General features: G+C 68.3%; 21 protein-coding genes. 6 read left to right on the plus strand and 15 right to left on the minus strand.

The window, feature by feature from the left end:
* Window positions 1-48: 48 nt before the first annotated feature.
* Both ACM2ZB_RS05975 and ACM2ZB_RS05980 read left to right on the plus strand, forming a co-directional pair.
* On the plus strand, window positions 49-444 hold the full coding sequence (locus ACM2ZB_RS05975) for a c-type cytochrome (RefSeq protein ID WP_416057840.1): 396 nt from the start codon (window positions 49-51) through the stop codon (window positions 442-444).
* Between the two features lie 9 nt (window positions 445-453).
* Window positions 454-915 carry a c-type cytochrome gene (locus ACM2ZB_RS05980; protein ID WP_108764877.1) on the plus strand — a complete coding sequence of 154 codons (462 nt, stop codon included), beginning with the start codon at window positions 454-456 and terminating at the stop codon, window positions 913-915.
* 212 nt (window positions 916-1,127) lie between these two features.
* Here ACM2ZB_RS05980 and ACM2ZB_RS05985 read toward each other — a convergent pair whose 3' ends face one another.
* Together ACM2ZB_RS05985 and ACM2ZB_RS05990 are read right to left on the minus strand one after the other, a co-directional pair.
* Complete coding sequence (locus ACM2ZB_RS05985) at window positions 1,128-3,005, minus strand: ATP-binding cassette domain-containing protein (RefSeq protein ID WP_313439658.1); 1,878 nt, start codon at window positions 3,003-3,005, stop codon at window positions 1,128-1,130.
* A 218-nt stretch (window positions 3,006-3,223) separates the two neighbouring features.
* Window positions 3,224-4,099 carry a LysR family transcriptional regulator gene (locus ACM2ZB_RS05990; RefSeq protein ID WP_416057841.1) on the minus strand — a complete coding sequence of 292 codons (876 nt, stop codon included), beginning with the start codon at window positions 4,097-4,099 and terminating at the stop codon, window positions 3,224-3,226.
* 102 nt (window positions 4,100-4,201) lie between these two features.
* On the opposite strand from ACM2ZB_RS05990, the gene ACM2ZB_RS05995 reads away from it, so the two are divergent.
* Window positions 4,202-5,278, plus strand: coding sequence for a YeiH family protein (locus tag ACM2ZB_RS05995; RefSeq protein WP_313439649.1), 1,077 nt, complete (start codon window positions 4,202-4,204; stop codon window positions 5,276-5,278).
* A gap of 177 nt (window positions 5,279-5,455) precedes the next feature.
* A complete protein-coding gene (gene dbpA, locus ACM2ZB_RS06000; protein WP_416057842.1) occupies window positions 5,456-6,832 on the plus strand; it encodes an ATP-dependent RNA helicase DbpA in 1,377 nt (458 codons plus the stop codon).
* A gap of 78 nt (window positions 6,833-6,910) precedes the next feature.
* On the opposite strand, the gene ACM2ZB_RS06005 is transcribed toward dbpA, so the two are convergent.
* The gene (locus tag ACM2ZB_RS06005) at window positions 6,911-7,450 is read right to left on the minus strand and encodes an adenine phosphoribosyltransferase (RefSeq protein ID WP_108768603.1); all 540 of its coding nucleotides are present in this window, start codon (window positions 7,448-7,450) and stop codon (window positions 6,911-6,913) included.
* 298 nt (window positions 7,451-7,748) lie between these two features.
* Between ACM2ZB_RS06005 and ACM2ZB_RS06010 the strand changes: the two genes are divergently transcribed.
* The gene (locus ACM2ZB_RS06010) at window positions 7,749-10,166 is read left to right on the plus strand and encodes a membrane-bound PQQ-dependent dehydrogenase, glucose/quinate/shikimate family (protein ID WP_416057843.1); all 2,418 of its coding nucleotides are present in this window, start codon (window positions 7,749-7,751) and stop codon (window positions 10,164-10,166) included.
* A gap of 101 nt (window positions 10,167-10,267) precedes the next feature.
* A complete protein-coding gene (locus ACM2ZB_RS06015; protein ID WP_313439642.1) occupies window positions 10,268-11,122 on the plus strand; it encodes an IclR family transcriptional regulator domain-containing protein in 855 nt (284 codons plus the stop codon).
* 113 nt (window positions 11,123-11,235) lie between these two features.
* On the opposite strand, the gene pcaC is transcribed toward ACM2ZB_RS06015, so the two are convergent.
* The 12 genes from pcaC to ACM2ZB_RS06075 all read right to left on the minus strand — a co-directional run bounded on the left by pcaC (window position 11,236) and on the right by ACM2ZB_RS06075 (window position 23,051).
* A complete protein-coding gene (gene pcaC, locus ACM2ZB_RS06020) occupies window positions 11,236-11,622 on the minus strand; it encodes a 4-carboxymuconolactone decarboxylase (RefSeq protein ID WP_416057844.1) in 387 nt (128 codons plus the stop codon).
* Window positions 11,623-11,644: 22 nt separating this feature from the next.
* Window positions 11,645-12,430: a 3-oxoadipate enol-lactonase gene (gene pcaD, locus ACM2ZB_RS06025; protein WP_416057845.1), complete on the minus strand. Its 786-nt coding sequence runs from the start codon at window positions 12,428-12,430 to the stop codon at window positions 11,645-11,647.
* A 26-nt stretch (window positions 12,431-12,456) separates the two neighbouring features.
* Window positions 12,457-13,800: a 3-carboxy-cis,cis-muconate cycloisomerase gene (locus tag ACM2ZB_RS06030; RefSeq protein WP_416057846.1), complete on the minus strand. Its 1,344-nt coding sequence runs from the start codon at window positions 13,798-13,800 to the stop codon at window positions 12,457-12,459.
* Between the two features lie 90 nt (window positions 13,801-13,890).
* Window positions 13,891-14,454, minus strand: coding sequence for a protocatechuate 3,4-dioxygenase subunit alpha (gene pcaG, locus ACM2ZB_RS06035; protein ID WP_416057847.1), 564 nt, complete (start codon window positions 14,452-14,454; stop codon window positions 13,891-13,893).
* Window positions 14,455-14,458: 4 nt separating this feature from the next.
* Window positions 14,459-15,169, minus strand: coding sequence for a protocatechuate 3,4-dioxygenase subunit beta (gene pcaH, locus ACM2ZB_RS06040; RefSeq protein WP_079221590.1), 711 nt, complete (start codon window positions 15,167-15,169; stop codon window positions 14,459-14,461).
* A gap of 69 nt (window positions 15,170-15,238) precedes the next feature.
* Window positions 15,239-16,453, minus strand: coding sequence for a 3-oxoadipyl-CoA thiolase (pcaF, locus tag ACM2ZB_RS06045; RefSeq protein WP_416057848.1), 1,215 nt, complete (start codon window positions 16,451-16,453; stop codon window positions 15,239-15,241).
* A 1-nt stretch (window position 16,454) separates the two neighbouring features.
* Window positions 16,455-17,102: a 3-oxoacid CoA-transferase subunit B gene (locus ACM2ZB_RS06050; RefSeq protein WP_416057849.1), complete on the minus strand. Its 648-nt coding sequence runs from the start codon at window positions 17,100-17,102 to the stop codon at window positions 16,455-16,457.
* Window positions 17,099-17,779, minus strand: a complete 681-nt coding sequence (locus ACM2ZB_RS06055; RefSeq protein WP_416057850.1) for a 3-oxoacid CoA-transferase subunit A — start codon at window positions 17,777-17,779, stop codon at window positions 17,099-17,101. Before ACM2ZB_RS06055 ends, ACM2ZB_RS06050 begins: the two co-directional genes overlap by 4 nt.
* A 171-nt stretch (window positions 17,780-17,950) precedes the next feature.
* A complete protein-coding gene (locus ACM2ZB_RS06060; protein WP_416057851.1) occupies window positions 17,951-19,276 on the minus strand; it encodes an MFS transporter in 1,326 nt (441 codons plus the stop codon).
* Window positions 19,277-19,328: 52 nt separating this feature from the next.
* Entirely contained in the window at window positions 19,329-20,180 is an 852-nt protein-coding gene (gene aroD / locus ACM2ZB_RS06065) for a type I 3-dehydroquinate dehydratase (RefSeq protein ID WP_416057852.1), read from the minus strand.
* Between the two features lie 35 nt (window positions 20,181-20,215).
* Window positions 20,216-21,517, minus strand: coding sequence for a carbohydrate porin (locus ACM2ZB_RS06070; protein ID WP_416057853.1), 1,302 nt, complete (start codon window positions 21,515-21,517; stop codon window positions 20,216-20,218).
* 22 nt (window positions 21,518-21,539) lie between these two features.
* Window positions 21,540-23,051 carry a nitrous oxide reductase family maturation protein NosD gene (locus tag ACM2ZB_RS06075; protein WP_416057854.1) on the minus strand — a complete coding sequence of 504 codons (1,512 nt, stop codon included), beginning with the start codon at window positions 23,049-23,051 and terminating at the stop codon, window positions 21,540-21,542.
* Window positions 23,052-23,651: the final 600 nt, after the last annotated feature.

Below are 23,651 nucleotides of genomic sequence, written 5' to 3' on the forward strand. Positions count from 1 at the left end.
CGTACCCCACGCCGGAACGACCAGACCCGAATCCCCGGAAACGACATCATGCGCCCGCAGCCGCTCGCCGCTTGTCTCGCTCTGGCCGTCCTCCTGCCCCTCGGGGCCGCCGCACAGCCCGCTCCTGCCCCTGCTCCTGCAGCACCCGCCCCGGCTCCGGTCCAGGCCGCCCCGCCCGCTGCCGCCACCCCGGCCGGCAACTTCGACAATGGTCGGGTACTGGCCTACACCTGCCAGGGCTGCCATGGCATCACCGGTTACAAGAACGCCTACCCCAGTTATCGGGTACCGAAGATCGGTGGCCAGACCCAGCAGTACCTGGCCCAGGCCCTGACCGAATACCGCCAGGGCAAGCGCCGGCATCCCACGATGCAGGCGCAGTCGATGAGCTTCAGCGAACAGGAGATCGCCGATCTCGCTGTTTACCTGTCCACCGTCAAGTAAGGCCCGCCCATGTCGAAAGCCGCGCACACGATGCGTCACGCCATCGCCCTGTCCGTTGCCCTGCTGCTGGCGGCCTGCTCGCAGTCGCAGGTGGAAAGCAGTGAAAAATCAGCCGGCGACCCCGGCCATGCCAGTGGCGAACACGGTTCCTCCTCTTCGGCTGGCCTGCCCGCGGGCCGCGAGGCCGCCGGTGAAGCCCGGGCCAAGGTGAAGGGCAAGGCGACCAACCAGAGCTGCATTGATTGCCACGGCGCCGACGGCAATGCGCCGATCGACCCGACCTACCCCAAGCTGGGTGGCCAGTACGGCGATTACCTGGCCCATGCCCTGCAGGCCTACCGTGCCGGCGACCGCCAGCATGCGCTGATGACGCCACAGGCGAAGGATCTGAGTGATCAGGACATCGCCGATCTGGCGGCGTACTTCGGCAGCCGGCCGAGCCAGCTGCGGGATCTGCACGGGGTCAAATAGGTCCAGGGCACGGTCGTGCCCTCGCACCTGTACTGTAGAGCCGAGCCCATGCTCGGCTGCTCTCCGGCCAGATCGCGATGAGCCGAGCGTAGGCTCGGCTCTACAACCATCCGCACGTGTGGCGCCCTCGGCTGCTCTCCGGCCAGATCGCGATGAGCCGAGCGTAGGCTCGGCTCTACATCAATCGGCGCACCGTTGGCGCCGACCGATGCTCAACCCTCCAGCTCTTCCCAGCGCGCGTAGGCGGCATCCAGCTCAGCCTGCACCTTGGCCAGCTGCTGGGTGTGGGCGGTCACTTCGGCACTGCTGCGGGTATAGAACGACGGGTCGTTCATCGCCGAGGTCAGGCCTTCCACATCGCCTTCCAGCTTTTCGATGGTCTTGGGCAGCTGCTCCAGCTCGCGCGCTTCCTTGTAGGCCAGCTTGCGCTTGGGCGCGGCCGGTTCGGCAGCGGCCGGGGCCACGGCGGGCGCCAGCTTGGCCACCACCGGGGCCACCGGGCTGCTGATGCTGGCGGCATAGCGCTGCCAGTCGGTATAGCCGCCCACGTACTCACCGATCACGCCATCGCCTTCCATCACCAGCGTGGAGGTGACCACGTTGTCGATGAAGTCACGATCGTGGCTGACCAGCAGCAGGGTGCCAGTGTAGTCGCCCAGCAGCTCTTCCAGCAGCTCCAGGGTTTCCACGTCCAGGTCGTTGGTCGGTTCGTCCATCACCAGCAGATTGGACGGCTGTGCGAACAGCTTGGCCAGCAGCAGGCGGTTGCGCTCACCACCGGACAGGCGGGTGATCGGCGCGCGCGCACGCTCGGGGGTGAACATGAAATCCTGCAGGTAGGCATGCACGTGCTTGCGCTTGCCGTTGAATTCCAGAAAGTCGCGGCCTTCAGCCACGTTCTCGATCGCGCTCCAGTCTTCGCGCAGCACCGAGCGGTACTGGTCGAAATAGGCGATCTGCAGGTTGGTACCGGCGTTGACCTCACCCTTGGCCGGCTGCAGTTCGCCCAGCAGCAGCTTCAGCAGCGTGGTCTTGCCGCTGCCGTTGGGGCCGATCAGGCCGATGCGGTCGCCACGCAGGATGGTTGTGGTGAAGTCGCGGACCATGGTGCGATCGCCGAAGGCGAACGAAATGTCCTTGACGTCGATGACCTTCTTGCCGGAGCTGACGCCCTGCGCGGCTTCCATCTTGACGTTGCCGCTGAGGTCGCGGCGCTGCGAGCGTTCGTTGCGCATCGCCTTCAGGCGGCGCACGCGGCCTTCGTCGCGGGTGCGGCGGGCCTTGATGCCCTGGCGGATCCACACTTCTTCCTGCGCCAGCAGCTTGTCGAAACGGGCATTTTCCTGCGCCTGCGCATTGAGGCGTTCTTCGCGGCGGCGCTCGTAGTTGGCCCAGTCGCCCGGCCAGCTGGTGACCTGGCCGCGGTCGATCTCGACGATGCGGGTGGCCAGCGCACGCAGGAAGCGGCGGTCATGGGTGACGAACACCACGCTGCCGCTCCAGCCCTTCAGGAAGGCTTCCAGCCAATCGATGGCTTCGATGTCCAGGTGGTTGGTCGGTTCGTCCAGCAGCAGCACGTCCGGGCTGGATACGAGGGCACGCGCCAGCAGCACGCGGCGCTTCATGCCGCCGGACAAGCGGCCGAACTCGGCCTCGCCATCCAGGTCGAGCTTGGTCAGGGTTTCACTGACGCGCTGGTCCAGGCCCCAGCCGTTGGCGGCATCGATCTTGGCCTGCACGTTGCCCAGGGCCTCACCGTCGAAGACCTCGGCATGGCTGAGGTGGTGGAACTCGGCCAGCCACTGGCCCAGTTCGCCCAGGCCATCGGCCACGACGTCGAACACCGAGCCGGCGGCGCCATGCGGCACTTCCTGTTCCAGGCGGGTCACGCGGACGCCCTGCTGCACGCGGACTTCGCCGTCATCGGGCTTGTGGTCGCCGGACAGCAGCTTGAGCAGGGTGGATTTGCCGGCGCCGTTGCGGCCGATCAGGGCGATGCGTTCGCCCGGCTCGATCGACAGTTCGGCCTTTTCCAGCAACAACGGGCCGCCGACGCTGAAGTCGACGTTCTGTAGGGTAATCAGAGGCATGTGCCTATTGTACGGGTTGGGCGCGTCGGCCGGGTTGCATCCGGCACCCGCGGTAGTGCCGGCCGCTGGCCGGCAACTTCAACGGCAACAGCGAAAGCAGGTTTCCAGTGGGATGGCAGGGTGGGTGTCGACCTTGGTCGACACTGTAGATCCACGCCATGCGTGGATGAACGCTGCAGGGACTGTCGATGGATGGAATCGACTGGGTCTCTGATGGCTTACCCCACCTCCCCCAACAACGCCTGCAAGCCCGGCAGCCATTGCTTGCCGGGATGACGTACCAGCCAGAGCGTGCGTTGCAGGGCGGGTAGCGGGGTCTCGAGCACGCGCAGGCGGCCCAGGGCCAGCGGCTCTTCCAGCGCGTGACGCGACAGGCAGGCCAGGCCAAGGCCGGCGATGGCGGCCTGCTTGATGGCTTCGGTATTACCCAGCTGCAGGGTCTGCGCGAAGCCGTGCAGGTGCGGCAGCAGGGCCTGTTCCACCGCTTCGCGCGTGCCGGAGCCGGGTTCGCGCAGCAGCCAGCGGGCGGCGCGCAGCTCATCCAGCGACCAGCGCGCCGGGGCGCTGGCGGCGGCCACGATCACCAGTGGGTCCTGCTGCCACGGGGTCACCTGCAGGCCACGCTCGTGGCACGGGCCTTCGATCAGGCCGGCGTCGACATCCAGCCGCTGCACGGCGGCGACCACCCCGGCACTGTTGTCGATGCGAAGGTCGACCTCGGCCTGCGGGGCCTGCCGCAGCAGCTCGGCAATGCGTGGCGGCAGCAGGTAATTGCCGATGGTGGTACTGGCGGCCAGCACCAGCCGCAAGGGCGCGCCCCGGCCCGGGTCGCCACCGGCAGCGAGCTGGCGTTCCAGGTCGGCGGCGTTGACCAGCAGCGCGCGGGCCGGTTCCAGCAGCGCGCGGCCATGGCCGTTCAGGGCCAGGCGGCGGCCGATGCGGTCGAACAACGGCGTGCCGAAGTGCGCCTCCAGTTCCTGTAGTGCGGCGCTGCTGGCCGACTGTGAAAGCGCGACGGCCTGGCCGGCTGCGGTGGTGCTGCCGTGGTCGGCGATGGCCACGAAGACCTGCAGCTGGCGAAGGGTCAGGCGCATGACTTCTTACCTGCTATATAGGTAGGTTTCAACCATATTATTCGTTTTACAGGTCATCCGTGCGGACGCAGTCTGTGCCCATCTCCTCCGTCCCCCTTTGCCATGAACGCCCCTGCCCTGTCCCCGTGGTCCCTGCCCGCCCTGCGCCAACGCTGGCAACCGCGCCTGCCCGGCCTGCTGCTGGTGGGCCTGGTGGCGGCGGCATCGTTGTATCTGGCCGAGCTGCCGTGGCTGCAGGCCCACGGCCTGAGTGCGCTGACCGTGGCGATCGTGGCCGGCATCGTGGTCGGCAACACCTTCTACCCGCGGCTGGCACCCAGCAGCGCCGCCGGCGTGGGGTTTTCCAAGCACTGGCTGCTGCGTGCGGGCATCGTGCTGTACGGCCTGCGCCTGACCTTCCAGGACATCGGCCATGTCGGCGTGGCCGGTGTGCTGATGGACGTGCTGGTGGTGGCCAGCACCTTTGGCCTGGCCTGCTGGCTGGGCGTACGTGTCTTCAGGATGGACCGTGAAGCGGCAATGCTGATCGGCGCCGGCAGCGCGATCTGTGGCGCGGCAGCGGTGATGGCCGCCGAACCGGTGGTGCGCGGCCGTGCCGTGCAGGTAACCGTGGCGGTGTCGACGGTGGTGGTGTTCGGCACGCTGGCGATGTTCCTGTACCCGGCGCTGTATGCGCTGGTGCAGTCGCACGGCTGGCTGGCGATGGACGCGCGTCAGTACGGCCTGTTCACCGGTGCCACCGTGCACGAGGTGGCACAGGTGGTGGCGGCCGGGCGCGCGGTGGGCGAGTCGGCCGCCGATACGGCGGTCATCACCAAGATGGTGCGGGTGATGCTGCTGGCACCGTTCCTGGTGGTGCTGTCGCTGTGGCTGGCCCGCGGTGGCAAGGCGGCCGATGGCAGCACGCCGCGCATCGTGGTTCCGTGGTTCGCGTTCGGGTTCGTGGCGGTGGCCGGTTTCAATTCGCTGCATCTGCTGCCGGCGGGCCTGCAGGCCGGGCTGGTGCAGCTGGATACGGTGCTGCTGGCCATGGCGATGGCCGCGCTGGGCCTTACCACCCATGTGTCGGCGCTGCGCCAGGCCGGGTTGAAGCCGCTGCTGCTGGCGTCGATCCTGTTTGTGTGGCTGCTGTTGGGGGGGCTGGCCATCCACCAGGGTGTGCTGGCGCTTCTGGGCTGAGTGCCGGGGCAACATCATCCACGCATGGCGTGGATCTACTGGCCCCCGGTCGGTCCACGCCATGCGTGGATGACGGCCAACCCCGATACATCCACGCCACGCGTGCCGGTAGATCCACGCCATGCGTGGATGAAGGCCCCGGAGCAGGACCGGCCCCGCGCGCAGGTACAATGTGCCATGACTGACTTTTCGACCCTGCCGCTGAGCCCGGCCCTGCAGCCCGGCCTGGACGCCCTCGGCTACACCACTCTCACGCCCATCCAGGCGCAGAGCCTGCCGGCCATCCTGGACCGCCGCGATGTGATCGCACAGGCGCCGACCGGCAGCGGCAAGACCGCCGCCTTCGGTCTGGGCCTGCTGCAGGCCATCGACCCCAGCCTGATCCGCGTACAGGCACTGGTGCTGTGCCCGACCCGCGAACTGGCCGACCAGGTCGCCAAGCAGATCCGCAAGCTGGCCACCGGCATCCCCAACCTGAAGCTGCTGCTGCTGGTCGGCGGCGTGCCGCTGGGCCCGCAGCTGGCCTCGCTGGAGGGCCACGACCCGCACGTGGTGGTCGGCACACCCGGCCGCGTGCAGGAACTGGCCCGCAAGCGCGCGCTGAATCTGGGCGCGGTGCGTACCCTGGTGCTGGACGAAGCCGACCGCATGCTGGACATGGGCTTTGAAGAGCCGATCCGCGAGATCGCCGGCCGTACCCACAAGGACCGCCAGAGCCTGCTGTTCTCGGCCACCTTCCCCGACAGCATCCGCGAGATGGCCCGCGACCTGCTGCGCGATGCGGTGGAAGTGACCGTGGAAGGCGCCGACCAGGCTCCGGCCATCCGCCACCTCTTCTGCGAGGTGGAACCGGCCCACCGGCAGAAGGCGCTGGCCGGCCTGCTGCTGAAGTACACGCCCGAATCGGCGGTGGTGTTCTGCAACACCCGCAAGGACGTGGACGAGGTGGCCAATTCGCTGCAGCAGTTCGGCTTCTCGGCGCTGGCCCTGCACGGCGACATGGAACAGCGTGACCGCGAGGAAGTGCTGCTGCGCCTGGCCAACCGCAGCTGCAACGTGCTGGTAGCCAGCGACGTGGCCGCGCGCGGGCTGGACGTGGAAGAGCTGGCGGCGGTGATCAACTACGAGCTGCCCACCGACGTGGAGAGCTACCAGCACCGCGTGGGCCGTACCGGCCGTGCCGGTGCCAGCGGCCTGGCGATCAGCCTGGTGGCCGGCCGCGAGAAGACCCGCGCCGAGGCCGTCGAGGCCCACTTGGGCCAGCCGCTGGACTGGCAGAAGACGCCGCTGGCGACCTCGCGCCCGGCCGAATTGCCGCAGGCTGCCATGCGCACCCTGCGTATCGATGGTGGCAAGACCGACAAGCTGCGCCCGGGCGACATCCTCGGCGCACTGACCGGCGATGCCGGCCTGTCGGGCAAGCATATCGGCAAGATCGCGATCTTCCCGACCCGCTCCTACGTGGCCATCGCCCGTGAGCAGGCGCAGAAGGCCGTAGCGAAGCTGGAAGCCGGCAAGATCAAGGGCCGTCGCTTCCGCGTGCGGATGATGTAACAGGCGGGGCATCCGCCGGGCATGGCCCGGCGCTGCCTGCATGCGGTGGGTAGCGCCGGGCCATGCCCGGCGACGCCATCAGAACACCAGTTCGGTGTGCAGCGGCAGATCCGCTTCCCAACGCCCACGGCCACCCAGGCCGTCCAGCTCGACCAGCACGCCGGCACCGACCACTTCAACGCCCAGGCGGCGCACCAGCGACAGCGCCGCACCGAGCGTACCGCCGGTAGCCAGCACGTCATCGATGATGGCCACGCGCGCGCCGGCCGGCAGCGCGTCGGCATGCACTTCGATGCAGTCGCTGCGGTATTCCAGCGTGTATTCCTCGCGCAGCACCTTGCCCGGCAGCTTGCCCGGCTTGCGCACCGGCACGAAGCCCACGCCCAGTTCCAGCGCCATGGCCGCACCCAGGATGAAACCGCGCGATTCGATGCCGACGATGGCGTCCAGCTGCTGCCCGCGCCAACGGTCAGCCATGGCCGTGATCGCGCCGCGGAAGTCTTCGCCATGGGCGAGCAGCGGCATGATGTCCTTGAACAGGATGCCTGGCTTCGGGAAATCGGCGATATCGCGCAGGCGCGAGGCCCAGGCGGGGACGGCCACGGTGGCGTCGGTCATTGCAGCTACCAGCTTGTATGGCGGCATAGGGTAACCGGTTCGCCTGCGCCCTGCCCGTTCCCGGCACCACCGCGCCGCTGCGTTCCATCCATGGCGCCGCGGCGTCACGCCAAAATCGCACACACGTGCGATAATCGCCCTAACCGGTCATTCACCCAGCCTGCGTCATAAGCGGGCCGACGCCTGCCCGCCGCCATGGCCCGCAGCCGCCCGGGATGCCGACGGCCCCCGCCACGCCTGGCGCGCGCGGGGCTCTGCCCGCCGCCGCGCGGGTTTTTCGCAATGAGGTTCATGCAACGTGGACGAGACGACGAAGGTTCCGGCCCTGTGCCGTGTGCTGGTGGTCCTGCTCGGCATCCTGGTGACCCTGTTCGGCCTGGCTCTGCTGGTCGGCGGTGTTCGCCTGGTACAGCTGGGGGGCAGTTGGTATTTCCTGCTGATGGGTGCGGTGTCGGCGGTCGCCGGCGTACTGCTGGTGATGCGCCGGCCCAATGGCGCGCTGCTGTACGGCCTGGCCTTCGTGGCTACGCTGCTGTGGGCGCTGGTCGATGCGGGCTGGGAGTTCTGGCCGCTGGTCTCGCGCCTGGTGATGCCGGCCGTGCTGGCCCTGCTGGTTGCGCTGGCGTGGCCGGTGCTGCGCCGCAGCCGTGGCCAGGTGGCCGGGCGCGGTGCCTATGGCGTGGCTGCCGTGCTGCTGGTGGGCCTGTTGGCCACGGCAGTTTCCGCGTTCCAGCCACGCCCGGTGCAGACCGCGCAGGGCACGACGCCGCCGGTGGTGCCGGTGGCCAAAGGCGCTGAACAGCGCGACTGGATGCACTGGGGCAACACCACGGCCGGCACCCGCTTTGCCGCGCTGGACCAGATCACCCCGGCCAATGTGAAGGAACTGCAGGTGGCCTGGACCGCGCATACCGGCGACGTGCCGGAAAGCAACGGCTTCGGTGCCGAGGACCAGAACACTCCGCTGCAGATCGGCGACACCCTGTACCTGTGCACCCCGCACAACCAGGTGATCGCCATTGATGCCGATTCGGGCAAGCAGCGCTGGGCCTTCGACCCCAAGGCCACCGCGCCGAACTGGCAGCGTTGCCGTGGCCTGGGCTACTTCGATGCGACCACCGCACCGGCCGTGGCCGCTGCGCGGGCACCGGCACCGCTGCCGGCCACGGAAACCACCGGACCCGGCCCGTCCCTGTGCGAGAAGCGCATCCTGATGACCTCCATCGATGCGCGCCTGTTCGCGCTGGATGCGAAGACCGGCGCGCTGTGCCCGGACTTCGGCAGCAACGGCGTGGTCGACCTGAAGACCGGCATGGGCGAGATCAAGCCCGGCTTCTACACCCTTACCGCCGCACCGCTGGTGGCAGGCGAGCTGATCGTGGTGGGCGGCCGTGTGGCCGACAACATCGAAGTGGGTGAACCGTCCGGCGTGGTGCGTGCCTACAACGTGCGCACCGGCGCGCTGGCCTGGGTCTGGGATCTGTCCAAGGAGACCCCGGACGTGCCGCTGGATCCGTCCATCCACTACACGCGTGCCACGCCGAACGTGTGGACCTCGATGGCCTACGACCCGCAGCTGGGCCTGGTCTATCTGCCCACCGGCAACACCACGCCGGACCAGTGGGCCGGTGAACGCACCCCGCAGGACGACAAGTACAGCTCGGCCGTGGTCGCGCTGGACGTGGCCACCGGCAAGGAGCGCTGGGTGTACCAGACCGTGCACCACGACCTGTGGGACTACGACCTGCCTGCGCAACCGACCCTGACCGATGTGCCCGACGGCAAGGGCGGCACGCTGCCGGCCCTGCTGCAGATCACCAAGGCCGGGCAGATCTTCATGCTCAACCGGCAGACCGGCGTGCCGATCAGCGAAGTGCGCGACATTCCGGCACCGCAGGGCAACGCCGAAGGCGAGCGCTATGCCGCCACCCAGCCGCTGTCGGTGGGCCTGCCGCAGATCGGCGCGCAGACGCTGACCGAGTCGGACATGTGGGGCGCGACGCCCATCGACCAGATGCTGTGCCGCATCCAGTTCAAGCAGTTCCGCTACGACGGCATGTACACGCCCCCGGGCGAAGACCTCGCGCTGCAGTGGCCGGGCTCGCTGGGCGGCATGAACTGGGGCAGCGCCTCGATCGACCCGACCACCGGCTACCTGTTCGTCAATGACATGCGTCTGGGCCTGTGGACCAAGCTGATCCCGCGCGCACAGATGACCAGCGGCGCTGGCGGCGTGGAAATGGGTGCGGCTTCGCAGACCGGCACGCCCTACGGCTCGCTGCGCGACCGCTTCCTGTCCAAGCTGGGCATTCCGTGCCAGAAGCCGCCGTTCGGCACGATGTCGGCCATCAACCTGGCCACCCGCCAGCTGGTCTGGCAGGTGCCGGTGGGCACGGTGAAGGACACCGGGCCGATGGGCATCAAGATGGGCCTGCCGATTCCGATCGGCATGCCGACCCTGGGCGGTTCGCTGGCCACGCAGTCGGGCCTGCTGTTCTTCGCCGGTACCCAGGACTACTACCTGCGCGCCTACGACAGCCGCACCGGTGAGGAAGTGTGGAAGGCCCGCATGCCGGTCGGCAGCCAGGGCACGCCGATGACTTATGTCTCGCCGAAGACCGGCCGCCAGTACGTGGTGATTTCCGCCGGTGGCGCCCGCCAGTCGCCGGACCGTGGCGACTACGTGATCGCCTACGCGCTGCCCGAGCGCCGGTGACCCGTGCCACGCGGTGCGGCCTGCCAGGCTGCGCCGCGTGGGTACCGGTTGCCGGTTCCAGCGCTTACCATGCAAGGTCGAACCTGATGAAAGCTGCTGCCATGCCTGCCGTTCCTCCCAGCCGTCGCCCCAAGCGCCCGCCTGCGCCGCCGCAGGATCGTGGCCTGGCCCATGAGCTGATGCAGCAGATCCAGGACAACCAGGGCGACCCGGATTTCATGACCTCGCTCGGCCGCGGCCTGGCCGTGCTGAGCGTGTTTTCGCAGCATCCGCGCGAAGTGACGATGTCGCAGATCAGCAGCGATACCGGCATCTCGCGCGCCGCGGTACGGCGCGTGCTGTACACCCTGGAAAAGCTGGGCTATGTGGGCGAACAGGGCCGTGGCTACGTGCTGTTGCCGCGCGTGCTGGGCATGGGCGGCGCCTATGTGGCGTCGTCGTCGATGACCGCTGCCGCGCAGCCGGTGCTGGATGCCCTGCGCGACGATGTGCACGAATCCTGCTCGCTGGGCGTGCTGGACGGCGATGACATCCTGTATGTGGCGCGCGCGGAAACCGTGCGCATCATGTCCATCGGCCTGCGCGCGGGCAGCCGCCTGCCGGCCTACTGCACCTCGATGGGCCGCGTGCTGCTGGCCGCGTTGCCGCGTGACACGCTGGAAGGCTACCTGGAACGCAATCCGCTGCGGCCGCGCACCGAACGCACCATCACCCGCATGGATGATTTCTTGGATACCCTGGAAAAAGTGCGCCGGGAAGGCGTGTCGCTGGTCGACCAGGAACTGGAGATCGGCCTGCGTTCGATCGCCGTGCCGGTGCGCTCGCGCAGCGGCGATGTGGTCGGCGCGTTGAACATCGGCACCCAGGCGGGCCGCATCGGCCTGGGGGTGATGCAGACCCAGCTGCTGCCGCGCCTGCGCGAAGCCGCACAGCGCTTGGGCACGTTGTTGAATTGAGCCGAGCGCCGGGGTCGGATCCCTTTGCAACGCAAAGGGCTCTGACCCCGTTGGGCGACCCTGCAAAATCGGGGTCAGAGCCCTTTCCTTCGGAAAGGGATCCGACCCCGGCGTCAACGCTCGGCGGCCTGCTCTTCCAGGATCGGCTTGGCCAGTGCGAAGGCGTGGTTTGCCGCCGGCACGCCGCAGTAGATGGCCGCCTGCAGCAGTACTTCCTTGATTTCCTCAGGCGTCACCCCGTTGTTGCGGGCAGCACGGATGTGCAGCTTGAATTCCTCGTCATGGCCCAGCGCCACCATCATCACGATGGTCAGCAGCGAGCGCGTATGCCGCGGCAGTCCGTCGCGTGTCCACACCGTGCCCCATGCAGTGCGGGTGATGAATTCCTGGAATTCGGTGGTGAAGTCGGTGCGCGCCTGCAGCGAGCGTTCCACATGCGCCTCGCCCAGCACCTCACGGCGCACCGCCAGCCCGGCTTCGTAACGTTCCTGTTCGTCCATCGTCGTCTACCTGTTGAATGATTCAGTGCTGCGCGGAAAGATGCGCGGCCAGTGCGGCAGTGAACGCCTGCGGCGATTCGAGGTTGCAGATGTGGCGGCCTGCAACGGCGGCATAGCGCCCCTGCGCCACGCCCTCGGCGATCGCCTGCAGCTCGGCCGGCACGCACACCGGATCGTCATCACCGGCAATGGCCAGCAGCGGCACGCCGATGCGGCCCAGCGCATCACGGAAGTCGGCCGTGCCCACCGCATTGCAGCAGCCGGCGTAGCCTTCGACGCTGGTGGCCAGGAAGCGCTGCAGGATGTCTTCCACCTGGCTGGCATGGGTCTGTGCGAAGCCGGCGGTGAACCAGCGCTCGCGGGTGCCATCCACCAGCGGCAGCAGGCCATCGTGGTGGACCTGGGCGATGCGCGCCTGCCAGCCCTCCAGCGTGCCGATCTTCGCTGCGGTGGCGGCCACGGTGAGCGTGCGCAGGCGGTTGCCGGCATGCACGCCCAGCCACTGCCCGGTCAGGCCGCCGATGGACAGGCCGCAGAAGTGGCTGCGATCGATGCCCAGGTGGTCCCACAGGGCCAGTACATCGGCGCCCAGCTCGGCCACCGTGTACAGCCCCGGCGGCGCGCTGGACTGGCCGTGGCCGCGGCGGTCATAGCGCAGGATGCGGTACTGCGAGGCCAGTGCATCCACCTGCGGCTGCCACATGCCCAGGTCGGTACCGAGCGAGCTGCAGAAGGTCAGCCACGGGCCATCGGCGCGGCCTTCGGTCTGGTAATGCAGGCGATGCTGCGGAAGGTCGAGGAATGACATGCGGGCTCCAGCGTTGAACGTGGGGATCAGCCGCGCGCGAGCACGCGGTCGATCCAGGTATCGGCCATGCCGCGCCAGCTGTCGGCGGCGAACAGGGCATCCAGTTGTGCGGGCGAAAGCTGCGCGGTGACCTCAGGCGTCTGCGCCAGCACCTCGCGCAGGTGCAGGGACTGCGCCAGCGCCTGCTTGGCCGCCTGTTCCACCAGCGCATGTGCGGCCGGCTTGCCGATGCGCTCACCCAAGGTGACCGCCACGGCTTCGGCGTAGAGCAGGCCACCATGGCTGTCCAGGTGCTGGCGCATGCGCTCGCGATCCAGCTGCAGGCCCTGCACCACCACGGTCACCTGGGCCAGGCTGCCGGCACACAGGCGCACGATCTCCGGCACGGTGTCCCACTCGGCATGCCACTGCCCGGCCGCGCGCTCATGCGGCTGCGGCATGGAGGTGAACAATGTGGACAGCAGGCCCGGCACGCGCGTGGCTGCAGCGATGGCGGCCACGCAGCCGACCGGGTTGCGCTTGTGCGGCATGGCCGACGAGCCCCCCTTGCCCTCGCCTGCCGGCTCGAAGGCCTCGGCAACTTCAGACTGCATCAGCAGCACGACGTCGGTGGCGATCTTGCCCAGGCTGCCGGTCAGCAGCGCGAACACGCTGCCAAGCTCGGCAATGCGGTCACGTGCGGTGTGCCACGGCAGCGCGGGCAGCGGCAGCTGCAGTTCGGCGGCCAGCGCTTCGGCCACGTCCAGCCCGCGCGTCTGCAGCGAAGCCAGCGTACCGGCGGCACCGCCGAACTGCAGGACCAGGGTGTCTTCGGCCAGCGCATCGAGGCGACGCTGGCTGCGCTGCAGGGCATCGAGCCACCCGGCAGCCTTCAGGCCGAAGGTGACCGGCACCGCCTGCTGCAGCAGGGTGCGACCCGGCAGGCCGGTACCGCGCTCGGCCTCGGCCACCCGCGCCAGTGCCGTGCACAGCAGTTGCAGCCGGGCTTGCACTTGGCTGACTGCGGCACGCAGCTGCAGTACCGCGCCGGTATCGATGATGTCCTGGCTGGTGGCGCCCCAGTGCACCCAGCGCGCGGCCTCGGCATTGCTGGCCTTGACCTGCGCGGTAAGCGCCTTCACCAGCGGAATGGCCGGGTTGCCGGCCAGTGCCGTGGCCGCCGACAGCGCAGCCACCGGATACAGATCGGCGCGGCAGGCCGCTTCGATCGGCGCCAGCGCGGCCGCGGGAATCACCCCGCACTGCACCTGCGCACGCGCCAGAGCGCGTTCGACATCCAGCATCGCCTGCAGGCGTGCGTCATCACTGAACACGGCATCGACGGCGGGGTCGCCGAACAGACCGCCCAGCAGCATTGGGGAGTGGCTCATCGGTGCAGTCCATCCTGGGTGGCCACAGCTTACCCGCGCCCGCTGTACGCGGGCGTGGAGTGGCCGGAAGGCGCGTTGGCCGCGCCGCGATCAGTAAGCGAAGAACACCGTCTCGTCCGGGCCCTGCATGCGCACGTCCCAGTGGTAGAGGCCCTTGCCCTGCGCCTGTGCGACCAGGGTGTGGCGGCGCTCGGCGGGCACCAGGGCGAGGATGCCGTCTTCGCCGTTGCTGGCTTCATCACTGAAGTAGATGCGGCCACGGGTGGCCTGCAGCAGGCCGCGCATGAACACCAGCACCACCAGGTGTGGTGCCTGCGGCTCGCCACGCAGGCCAGGCACGCGGCCCGGCTTGACGGTAGTGAAGGCGAAGCGGCCCTGGTCGTCGGTGGGCACGCGGCCCCAGCCGTCGAAGGCGGGGTCGTGGTCATCACGGCGCGGGTCTTCGCCATGGGCGTAGATGCCCTGCGCGTCGGCCTGCCAGATTTCCAGCACGGCATCGGACACCGGCACACCGTTGCCATCGAATACCTGGCCCTGCACCTGCACGCGCTCACCCTGCGCGGTGGCCGGGGCGATCTCGGTGCGGTACAGCGGTTCCAGGCCCAGGCGGTAGTACGGGCCCACGGTCTGCCACGGAGTGGATTGGAAACTCATGGTCTTACTCCCAGACGGTCATCTTGCGACCGCGCAGCACGATGTCGAAGCGGTAGCCCAATGCGAATTCGTTGGCGGTGTTTTCCCAGTCGAACGAGGACACCATGCGCTCGCGCGCCTTGGCGTCGTCCACGCAGTTGTAGATGGGGTCGAACGCCAGCAGCGGGTCATTGGGGAAGTACATCTGCGTGACCAGGCGCTGGCCAATGCCATCGCCGTGCAGCGAGAAATGGATGTGCGCCGGGCGCCAGGCGTTGTAGTGGTTGCGCCACGGGTACGCGCCCGGCTTGATGGTGGTGAAGCGGTAGCGGCCTTCGCTGTCGGTCAGCACCTGGCCGGTGCCCTTGAAGTTCGGGTCCAGCGGCGCGTCGTGCTGGTCGCCCTTGTGCAGGTAGCGGCCGGCGGCGTTGCACTGCCAGACCTCGACCACGGTGTTGCGCACCGGGCGGCCGTTCTCGTCCAGCACGCGGCCGCTGACGATGATGCGCTCGCCCTGCGGCTGGCCGGGGAAACCGGCGGTCAGGTCGGCGGCATGCTCACCCAGGGTGATGCGGTTGATGCTCGGACCGGTCACTTCCGAGAGCGTCACCGGAATGGCGATCGGATCGGTGCCCGGGCCACGCAGCGCGGTGGAGGCATACGGCAGATGGATGCGCGGCGGCTGGCTGCCGGGGTACGGCTTGCGGTAGCCGCGCAGTTCGGTGGGATCGCTCATGGCGTACTCCTGTTGGCGAGCGGCCCAAGGGCCGCGGCTGTCGTGCAGATCACGGATTCGTCGGGTGGCTCATACGCGCTCGATGGCCAAGGCCACGCCCTGCCCCACGCCGATGCACATCGTGGCCAGGCCACGGCGGCCGCCGCTGGCTTCCAGCTGGCGCAGCAGGGTCAGCGCCAGGCGCGCGCCGCTCATGCCCAGCGGGTGGCCCAGGGCGATGGCACCGCCGTTGGGGTTCACCTGCGCGGCATCGTCAGCCAGGCCGAGCTGGCGCATGCAGGCCAGGCCCTGCGAGGCGAAGGCCTCGTTCAGTTCGATGGCGTCGAAGTCAGTGATGGACAGGCCCAGCCGCGCCATCAGCTTCTGGCTGGCCGGCACCGGGCCCATGCCCATGATGGCCGGCTCCACGCCGGCACTGGCAAAACCAAGAATGCGCGCGCGCGGAGTCATTCCCAGCGCCTTCACCTGTGCGCCCGACGCCAGCAGCAGTGCGGCGGCGCCATCGTTGATGCCCGAGGCGTTGCCGGCGGTGACCGTGCCCGGCTGGCGGAACAGCGGCTTCAGCTTGGCCAGCGCCTCGGCGGTGGTATCGCCGCGCGGGTGTTCATCGCGGTCGACAGTCACGGTCTCGCCGCGCTTGCGGCCCGGCACATCCACCGCCACGATCTCGCCGTCAAAGAAGCCGCGCGCCTGCGCAGCGGCAGTGCGCTGCTGGCTGCGCAGGGCGAAGGCATCCTGGTCCTCGCGGCTGATGCCGTAGCGCTCGGCCACGTTTTCGGCGGTCTGGCCCATGGTTTCCACGCCGTGCAGTTCGCGCAGGCGCGGGTTGATGAAGCGCCAGCCCATGGTGGTGTCTTCCATCTGCTGGTCGCGGGCGAATGGCGAGGCCGCCTTGCCCATCACGAACGGCGCACGTGACATCGATTCGACGCCACCGGCAATGGCCAGGCCCAACTCGCCAGCGGCGATGCCACGGGCCACAGTGCCGATCGCATCCAGGCCCGAACCACACAGGCGGTTGATCGTGCTGCCCGGCACCGTCACCGGCAGGCCGGCCAGCAGCAGGCTCATGCGGGCCACGTTGCGGTTGTCTTCGCCGGCCTGGTTTGCGCAGCCCAGGTAGACATCCTCGACCAGCGCCGGGTCCAGCTGCGGATGAGGCGCCAGCAGCGCCTTCAGCGCGATCGCGCCGAGGTCGTCGGCGCGCACGCCGGACAGCGCACCGCCGTAACGGCCGATCGGGGTGCGGATGCCATCGACGATATAGGTCTCGTGCAGGCTCATCTCAGGCTCCCTCGGCCAGTGCCAGCGGCAGGCCGGTCAGTTCACGCAGTTGTTCGATGTCCATGCCCTCGACCATTTCCAGCACGGTCGCGCCGTCGGCGCCGAGGTCGAACACCGCCACATCGGTGTACACCCGCGACACGCAACGCAGGCCGGTCAGCGGGTAGCTGCATTCGGCTACCAGCTTGCTCTCACCCTTCTTGGTGAACAGGTCCATCATCACGAAGACCTGCTTGGCACCGATGGCCAGGTCCATCGCGCCGCCCACGGCGGGAATCGCGTCGGCCGCACCGGTGCTCCAGTTGGCCAGATCGCCGTGCTCCGACACCTGGAAAGCACCGAGCACGCAGATGTCGAGGTGGCCGCCGCGCATCATCGCGAACGAGTCGGCATGGTGGAAATAGCAGCCACCGGTGAGCAGGGTGACCGGCTGCTTGCCGGCATTGATCAGATCCGGATCCTCCTGACCGGGCGCCGGCGCCGGGCCCATGCCGAGCAGGCCGTTTTCCGACTGCAGGAAGATCTCCTTGTCGGCCGGCAGGAAGTTGGCCACCGTGGTCGGCAGGCCGATACCCAGGTTCACATAGGCGCCTTCGGGAATATCACGCGCCACGCGCGCGGCCATCTGTTCGCGACTGAGCTTGTTCATGCCTGCACTCCTTCTGCGGCCACCTGCACCACGCGCTGCACGAAGATGCCCGGGGTCACCACGGCCTCCGGGTCCAGTTCGCCCAGCGCCACCACGTCGCGCACCTGCACGATGGCGCAGCGTGCGGCCATCGCCATCAGCGGGCCGAAGTTGCGCGCGGTCTTGCGGTACACCAGGTTGCCCCAGCGGTCGCCACGGTCGGCCTTGATCAGCGCGAAGTCGGCATGCAGCGGGTACTCGAGCACGTAGTGGCGACCATCGATCTCGCGCGTTTCCTTGCCCTGCGCCAGCTCGGTGCCGTAGCCGGTGGGGGTGAAGATCGCGCCCAGGCCGGAACCGGCCGCGTGGATGCGCGCAGCCAGGTTGCCCTGCGGCACCAGCTCCAGCTCGATCTCGCCGGCGCGGTAGGCGGCATCGAAGTGCTGCGAATCGGCCTGGCGCGGGAAGGAACAGACGATGCGGCGCACGCGCTTGTGCTTGATCAACGCGGCCAGCCCGGTATCACCATTGCCGGCGTTGTTGTTGATGATGGTCAGTTCGCGCGCGCCCTGCGCGATCAGCGCATCGATCAGCTGGTCGGGCATGCCGGCGGTACCAAAGCCGCCGATCATCACGGTGGCGCCATCATGGATATCGGCCACCGCTGCTTCCACGCTGGCCACGGTCTTGTCGATCACTGCATTGCTCCTTGCCCTGCCTGCCGGCGGTCATCGCCGCCACGCTGCAGGGCCACTGCGAAGGGAAAACACGACCCTGACATGGTCGCCACGGCACCCCGTCCGGTCAATGCGATATTCGGCCATCTCATTCGATAATCGCACATTGAGTGAGCTGTACCGGCCATCGGTTCAACGCCGGTTCTGGCCCACGCCCACGCGCAGGCGCAGGCCCAGGCACGCCCACGCCGCCAGCAGCAGCGGCAAGGCGCACAGCACATACAGCGCGGATGGCTGCCAGTGGCCGTCCACCAGCACGCCCACCGTGAGCGGCGAGAGAATCGCGCCGACGCGGCCGATGCCGATCGCCCAGCCGAGACCGGTGGTGCGCACTTCGGCGGCGAACACCACGGGTGCGGCCGCATACAGGCCGGCCATTGCCGCGAACAGGGCCGCGCCGATCACGAAGGCCAGCGGGAAGGCCACGCCCAGCTGCGTGTTGAAGGCTGCAAAACCCAGCATCGACACCATCGCCAGCAGCAGCGCGCCGGCGGTCAGCTTCGACAGCGACCAGCGTGAGGCCAGCCAGCCGAACAGGCTGCCGCCGACGATGCCACCCAGGTTCAGCAGCACGCCGCCAGTGATGCCCTGCTGCGCCGACACGCCGGCCGAGACCAGCAGCTTCGGCGTCCAGCTCAGCACGAAATAGAACGCGAACATGTGCAGGAAGAAGGCCAGCGCGATCAGCAGCGCGACGCGGCGCAGGTCGCCCACGAACAGCGCCGCATAGCCCTGGCGCTGGCCAGCGCGCACCGGCACGGGTGGCAGCGCCTGCAGTTCCGGCATGCGCATGCGCGACAGCAGCGCGTTGAGCCGAGGCAAGGCATTGGCCGGGCGCCGCGCGACCAGGAAATCCAGCGACTCGGGCAGGCACTTCAGCACCAGCGGGATGCAGACCAGCGAGGCGCCAGCGCCGATCAGGAACACGCTGTGCCAGGACCAGTGTTCAAGCATCCACGCCGCCAGCAGACCACCGGCGGTGGCGCCGATCGGATAGCCGGTGGCCTGCAGCGCGACCGCCGTACTGCGCCACTTGGCATTGGCGTACTCGGCGGTGATCACGCCCACGCCGGCCAGCATGCCGCCGATGCCGATGCCGGTGTACACGCGCAGCGCGCCCAGCTGCCACGCGTTGGCGGCCAGAGCCGACAGCGCCATGCCGCTGGTCAGGATCAGCAGGCAGCAGATGATCATCGGCCGCCGGCCCCAGCGATCCGCCAGCGGCGCCAGCAGGAACGAACCCAGCGCCATGCCGACCAGCCCAGCACTGAGCATCAAGCCCAACACTTTGCCCGACAGTTCCCAGTCCGCCGACACGTGCGGCGCGGTGAAGGCCATGACCATCACATCGAAGCCATCGAGCATGTTCAACAGCACGCAGATGGCGATGGCGGTCCACTGGAAGGGACTCATCCGTTCAAGGACAAGCGGCGGTGCAGCGGCGGAGGCGTGGCTCATGGTGCGGTTTCCTGCAACAGCGTGAGGCGGTGGAACGTCCGGCGGGGTGGTCTCAGTGACCGGCCTGGCTGGATGCGTGGATGACCTGCAGGACGTCCTGCAGGCGATCGACCTCGACCTGGCCCGGCGCCGACGGGGTGCCGATCATGCCGAAGGTCAGGGCCTGGCCGAAGGTTTCGCCGGCCAGCCGAGAGACCACGCCGGTGCCGCCCATGGACATGGTCAGCAGCGGCTTGTCGCTCTGCTGGCGCACCTGCCAGGTGGCGTCGAGCAGGGCCAGCACATCGCCGGCATCGCGCGGCATCACCGCGATCTTCAGCACGTCCGCGCCCAGTGCCTGCTGCTTGAGCAGGCGCGCGACGATTTCCTCGCGCGGCGGCGTGGCATGGAAGTCATGGTTGGACATCACCACCTTCACCCCGGCCTTGTGCGCCTGTGCCACCAGCGCCTGCACCACCTTCGGGTCGCGGAACATCTCCACGTCGATCAGCTGGGCAACGCCGCCGCGCAGCAGGGTGGCGTAGAGCGCGCCGTAGTCGGCATCGCTGATCGGCTTGGCGCCGCCTTCGGCCTTGGTGCGGAAGGTGACGATGACCGGCTTGCCGCCCAGCGTGGCCTGGATGCGCTTGCCCAGCGCGATCAGTGCCTTGCCGTCGGTGGCGATGTCCAGGTAATCGATGCGCCACTCAGCGATGTCGGTGGCCTTGCTGGCAGCAATGGCGGCGGCCTGCTGCAGGGCGACCTCAGCGGTGGCGCCGGTGATCGGCACGATGGTGCGGGGGCTGCCCTCGCCGATGCGCAGCTGGCCCACCTGCAGCACCGCCGGCGGCGGTGCGGCCAGGGCCAGCAGGGGGGAGGCGCTGAGCGCACCGGCGAGGACAACGGAAGCGAACGGGAATTTCATGCCAGTCACCAGAGCGTGGATGGAGCGCGCTGCCATCAGAAGGTCACCTTGGCCTGGACACCGACGGCCCAGGCGTTGTCGGTACGGCTGTAATTGAACGTGCCCGGATTGACGATGTACTGCACATCCGGGCGGATCATCAGCCACGGGTTCACCTGGACGCTGTAGGACAGTTCGAACAGCTCCTCGGCCTGGCTGAGGTTGTACAGCGGCGAATCGACGGGCACGCCACCGGCGGCCAGCGTGGCGCGCCGCGCATCGACCAGCCGGTTGTTGATGTCCGCGCCCACGTAACCCAGCGCAATGCTGTCCTGCGGGCGCGAGCCGATGCCCTGGTAGACACCACCCACGGCGTACCAGCGCTTGATCTGCGCCGTTTCCTTGTCCGACACCATGTACTGCGCGAAGGCGGTCAGGCCCCGGCTCGGGTCGGCCGATTCCTGGGTCAGGCGCTGCTCGGCCAGCACATAGGCGCCGTGGCGGCCGGTGGTGGGCGAGGTGTCCAGGCCGCGCTTGTCCACGCGCGAAGTGTCGTAGTAACCGCCGAACTTGTAGACACCGGCGTAGCGGCTGCCCTTGGCCGGGGTCCAGGTCACTTCCACCGGGAACAGCGAACCGGTGGTGCCCGATACGAACGGACGGAACGCGTTGCGCTCGATGTTGCCGCCCAGGTTCGGGTTGACCTGGAACCAGCCGGTGCGCACGTTCACTGCCGGGCTGACCTGCTGGGCGAACTCACCGCCCCAGCGCGCCATCGGGTAGTTGTACCAGCCGCTGTTGCCGGACATCGCCAGCGGGTGCGCGCAGAAGGCGGCGTTGACGAAGTGGGTCAGCAGGCTGTGCAGGCCGAACTGGTTGCCCATCGCGTAATAGCCCAGCTTGTAATACGACTGGCCGGCGTTGAAGGTCTGGTCGTAGCTCAGCTCGGTCAGGCGCGTGTACTGGCCGCCATACGCTTCCTGGATCGGGAAGCGGTTGCCGACGAAGTCCACCGAGGTGCTGCGGCCGCGACGGTCGTTGAGGGTGAAGTGGAACGCACCACCGTCCCAGCCGGCCAGCTTGCCCATGTCCAGGTCCATGCCCACGCGCACCTGCTGTGCATAGCGCGCGCCGGTTTCTCCGTAGCCACCATCCACCACGCCCATGGCCTCACCCACGTAGTCGCCGCGGAAAGCGATGCCGCGCTCGAACAGATCGGTGCGGGTACCACCCCAATCCCCTGTGAGCGTCTTGCCCTCGTAGCGGTTGCTGGACTGCGCATGGGCCATCGCCGGCAGCAGCGCGATGGCGAGGATGGACAGGGAGATGCCCGGTGAAAGGGATTTTGCAGGAATCATGATCGCAGTCTCGTGGAGGTGATCAGCGCAGCGACAGCGGCGCGCTCAGGGGAGAGGTGGCGCCCTGCGCCGAGGTGACCGTGGCGGTCAGGCTGTTGGCAGCGCCAGCATCGGCCCCGGCCCCGAGCGGGAAGGTGAAGCGGCCCTGCCCCTGCGCATCGGTGTGGGCCTCGACGCTGCCCAGCACCCGCTCGGCCTCGGTGCCGTTGGCGGCACGGTTGCCGAACACTTCCACCTGGTAGCGGGAATCCGGCGCCCCGTGGAAACGGCCGTTGAGCTGGCGCTGCGCGCCCTTGCCCTGCACGGCGATCAGTTGCGGTGCGGCCTGGCCGAGATTCGGCAGCGGCTGGCAGTCGGCCTGACCGGCCGCGGTGCAGATGCGCGCACGCTTGGATGGATCGTTGTCGACGCCACGGCCGCGCGAGCCGACGAAGCTGGCGTGCTCCAGGCCCGGCACACCGAACACGATGGCACCGCGCGGCTGGCCCTTCACGCAGGCGCCGCCGGCCTCACAGCGCTCGATCGGCAGACCATTGCCGTAAATGCGGTTGGCGGTGAAGCGGTTCGGCGCACTGACCGGCTGCGGGCGCACGCCGATGCCGATGCCATTGCCGGTGATGGTGTTGCCATCGACCACGTTGCCACTGCCGGTGATGCTCAGGCCCAGCGAATTGCCGGTGAAGGTATTGGCCGCGATGTAGTTGCGGTTGCCCCAGTTGATCTGCAGGCCATCGGAGTAATCGACGAAGCGGTTGTGGACCACGCTGTTGTCATTGCCCCACAGGATCTCGATGCCCTGCGAGGGTTCCGGATTGGCGCGGGTAGACTGGAACAGGTTGTCGGCCACCAGGTTCCAGGCCGCGCCACGGGTCAGTTCCAGGCCGTCGCCGTTGTCGAGGAATTCGTTGCGCACGATGCGGTTGTGCACGGTGGTGGTGGCGGTGGACTGGCCCTTGCCATCGTCGCCGGTGAGCATGATGCCGGCGCCGCCCTTGTTGGCGACGATGCGGTTGTCATGGATCTCGTTGTGGCTGGAGCGGTTGACCAGCACGCCGATGCAGAAGTTGCGGATCTCCAGGCCGGCCAGCTCCACGCCCCGGGTATCGCGCAGGACCAGGCCGGGCAGCGTGGTGGTTCGCACGTTGGTGCCGGACTGGCCCGGTTCCGCGCCCGGGCAGGCATCGGTGCCGGTGCCGGTGACATAGGCCGAACCGTCGATGGCGACGTACTGGCCATCGCGCGCCCAGGGCGTGCCGACGATCTGCACCGGGCCCTTGATCTCCGGCAGCGGCGCCGCCGGCTTGATGACGTAGGGCGCGGTGCCGACGGCATCGATCTCGATGCGGTAGCGGCCCGGCGCCGCGTTGGCGGTGGTGATGGCCCAGCGCAGCGAGCCGGCATTGGCGTCGTCGGCGTAGCGGTCCACGCGCAGCACCTGCAGGGCCTCGCGCGGCGGTTCGGCCTGGTAGGCCAGCGCCAGTGACGGCAGCACGGCAAGCAGGGACAGGGAAACAACGGACAGACGACGGCGCATGCAAGCACTCCGCACAGGTGAAGGGAAATCCTGCGGTCTTCCCCTGCACCTGGCTTCAGCACCGGACCGGCTGCTGCCCTCGCCCCGCCAGGGGTGGATCGCTTGGACTGCTATGAAACTGCGGGAGTGAAATTAGGTTTATCGCACTGCACCATTCAAGTGCGGTAATCGACTGTGCGTGCGAATATCGCACTGAACGGGTAATACCATCGTTGTAGGGGGGGCTTTGCAGGGCTTGCAGCCCTGCACCTGCTCAATGCAACGGCAACGGCGACTGCAACGTCAAAAGCTGGATTTCCGTGGGATGGCGGGGCGGTGTGGGTGGGCAGGACACGCCGTAAACCCGTCCATGGGGGCTCGTAGGCGCCATCCATGGCGCCTGCGGTCCTGCCCACCCACACCGCCCCACCTCTGACAGATTCCTGCGGCTGTCGGTAACTGCGACTGTTGCTGCGCGCGGCTGTTGGTAGGTGTCGACCTTGGTCGACACATCTGTCAGACATCGAATGAATTCATCCACGCATGGCGTGGATCTACTGGCAACAGCGCTGTTGGTAGGTGTCGACCTCGGTCGACACATCTGTCAGACCTGGATATCCA

It is taken from the genome of Stenotrophomonas maltophilia (assembly GCF_047782825.1).
Classification (GTDB): domain Bacteria; phylum Pseudomonadota; class Gammaproteobacteria; order Xanthomonadales; family Xanthomonadaceae; genus Stenotrophomonas.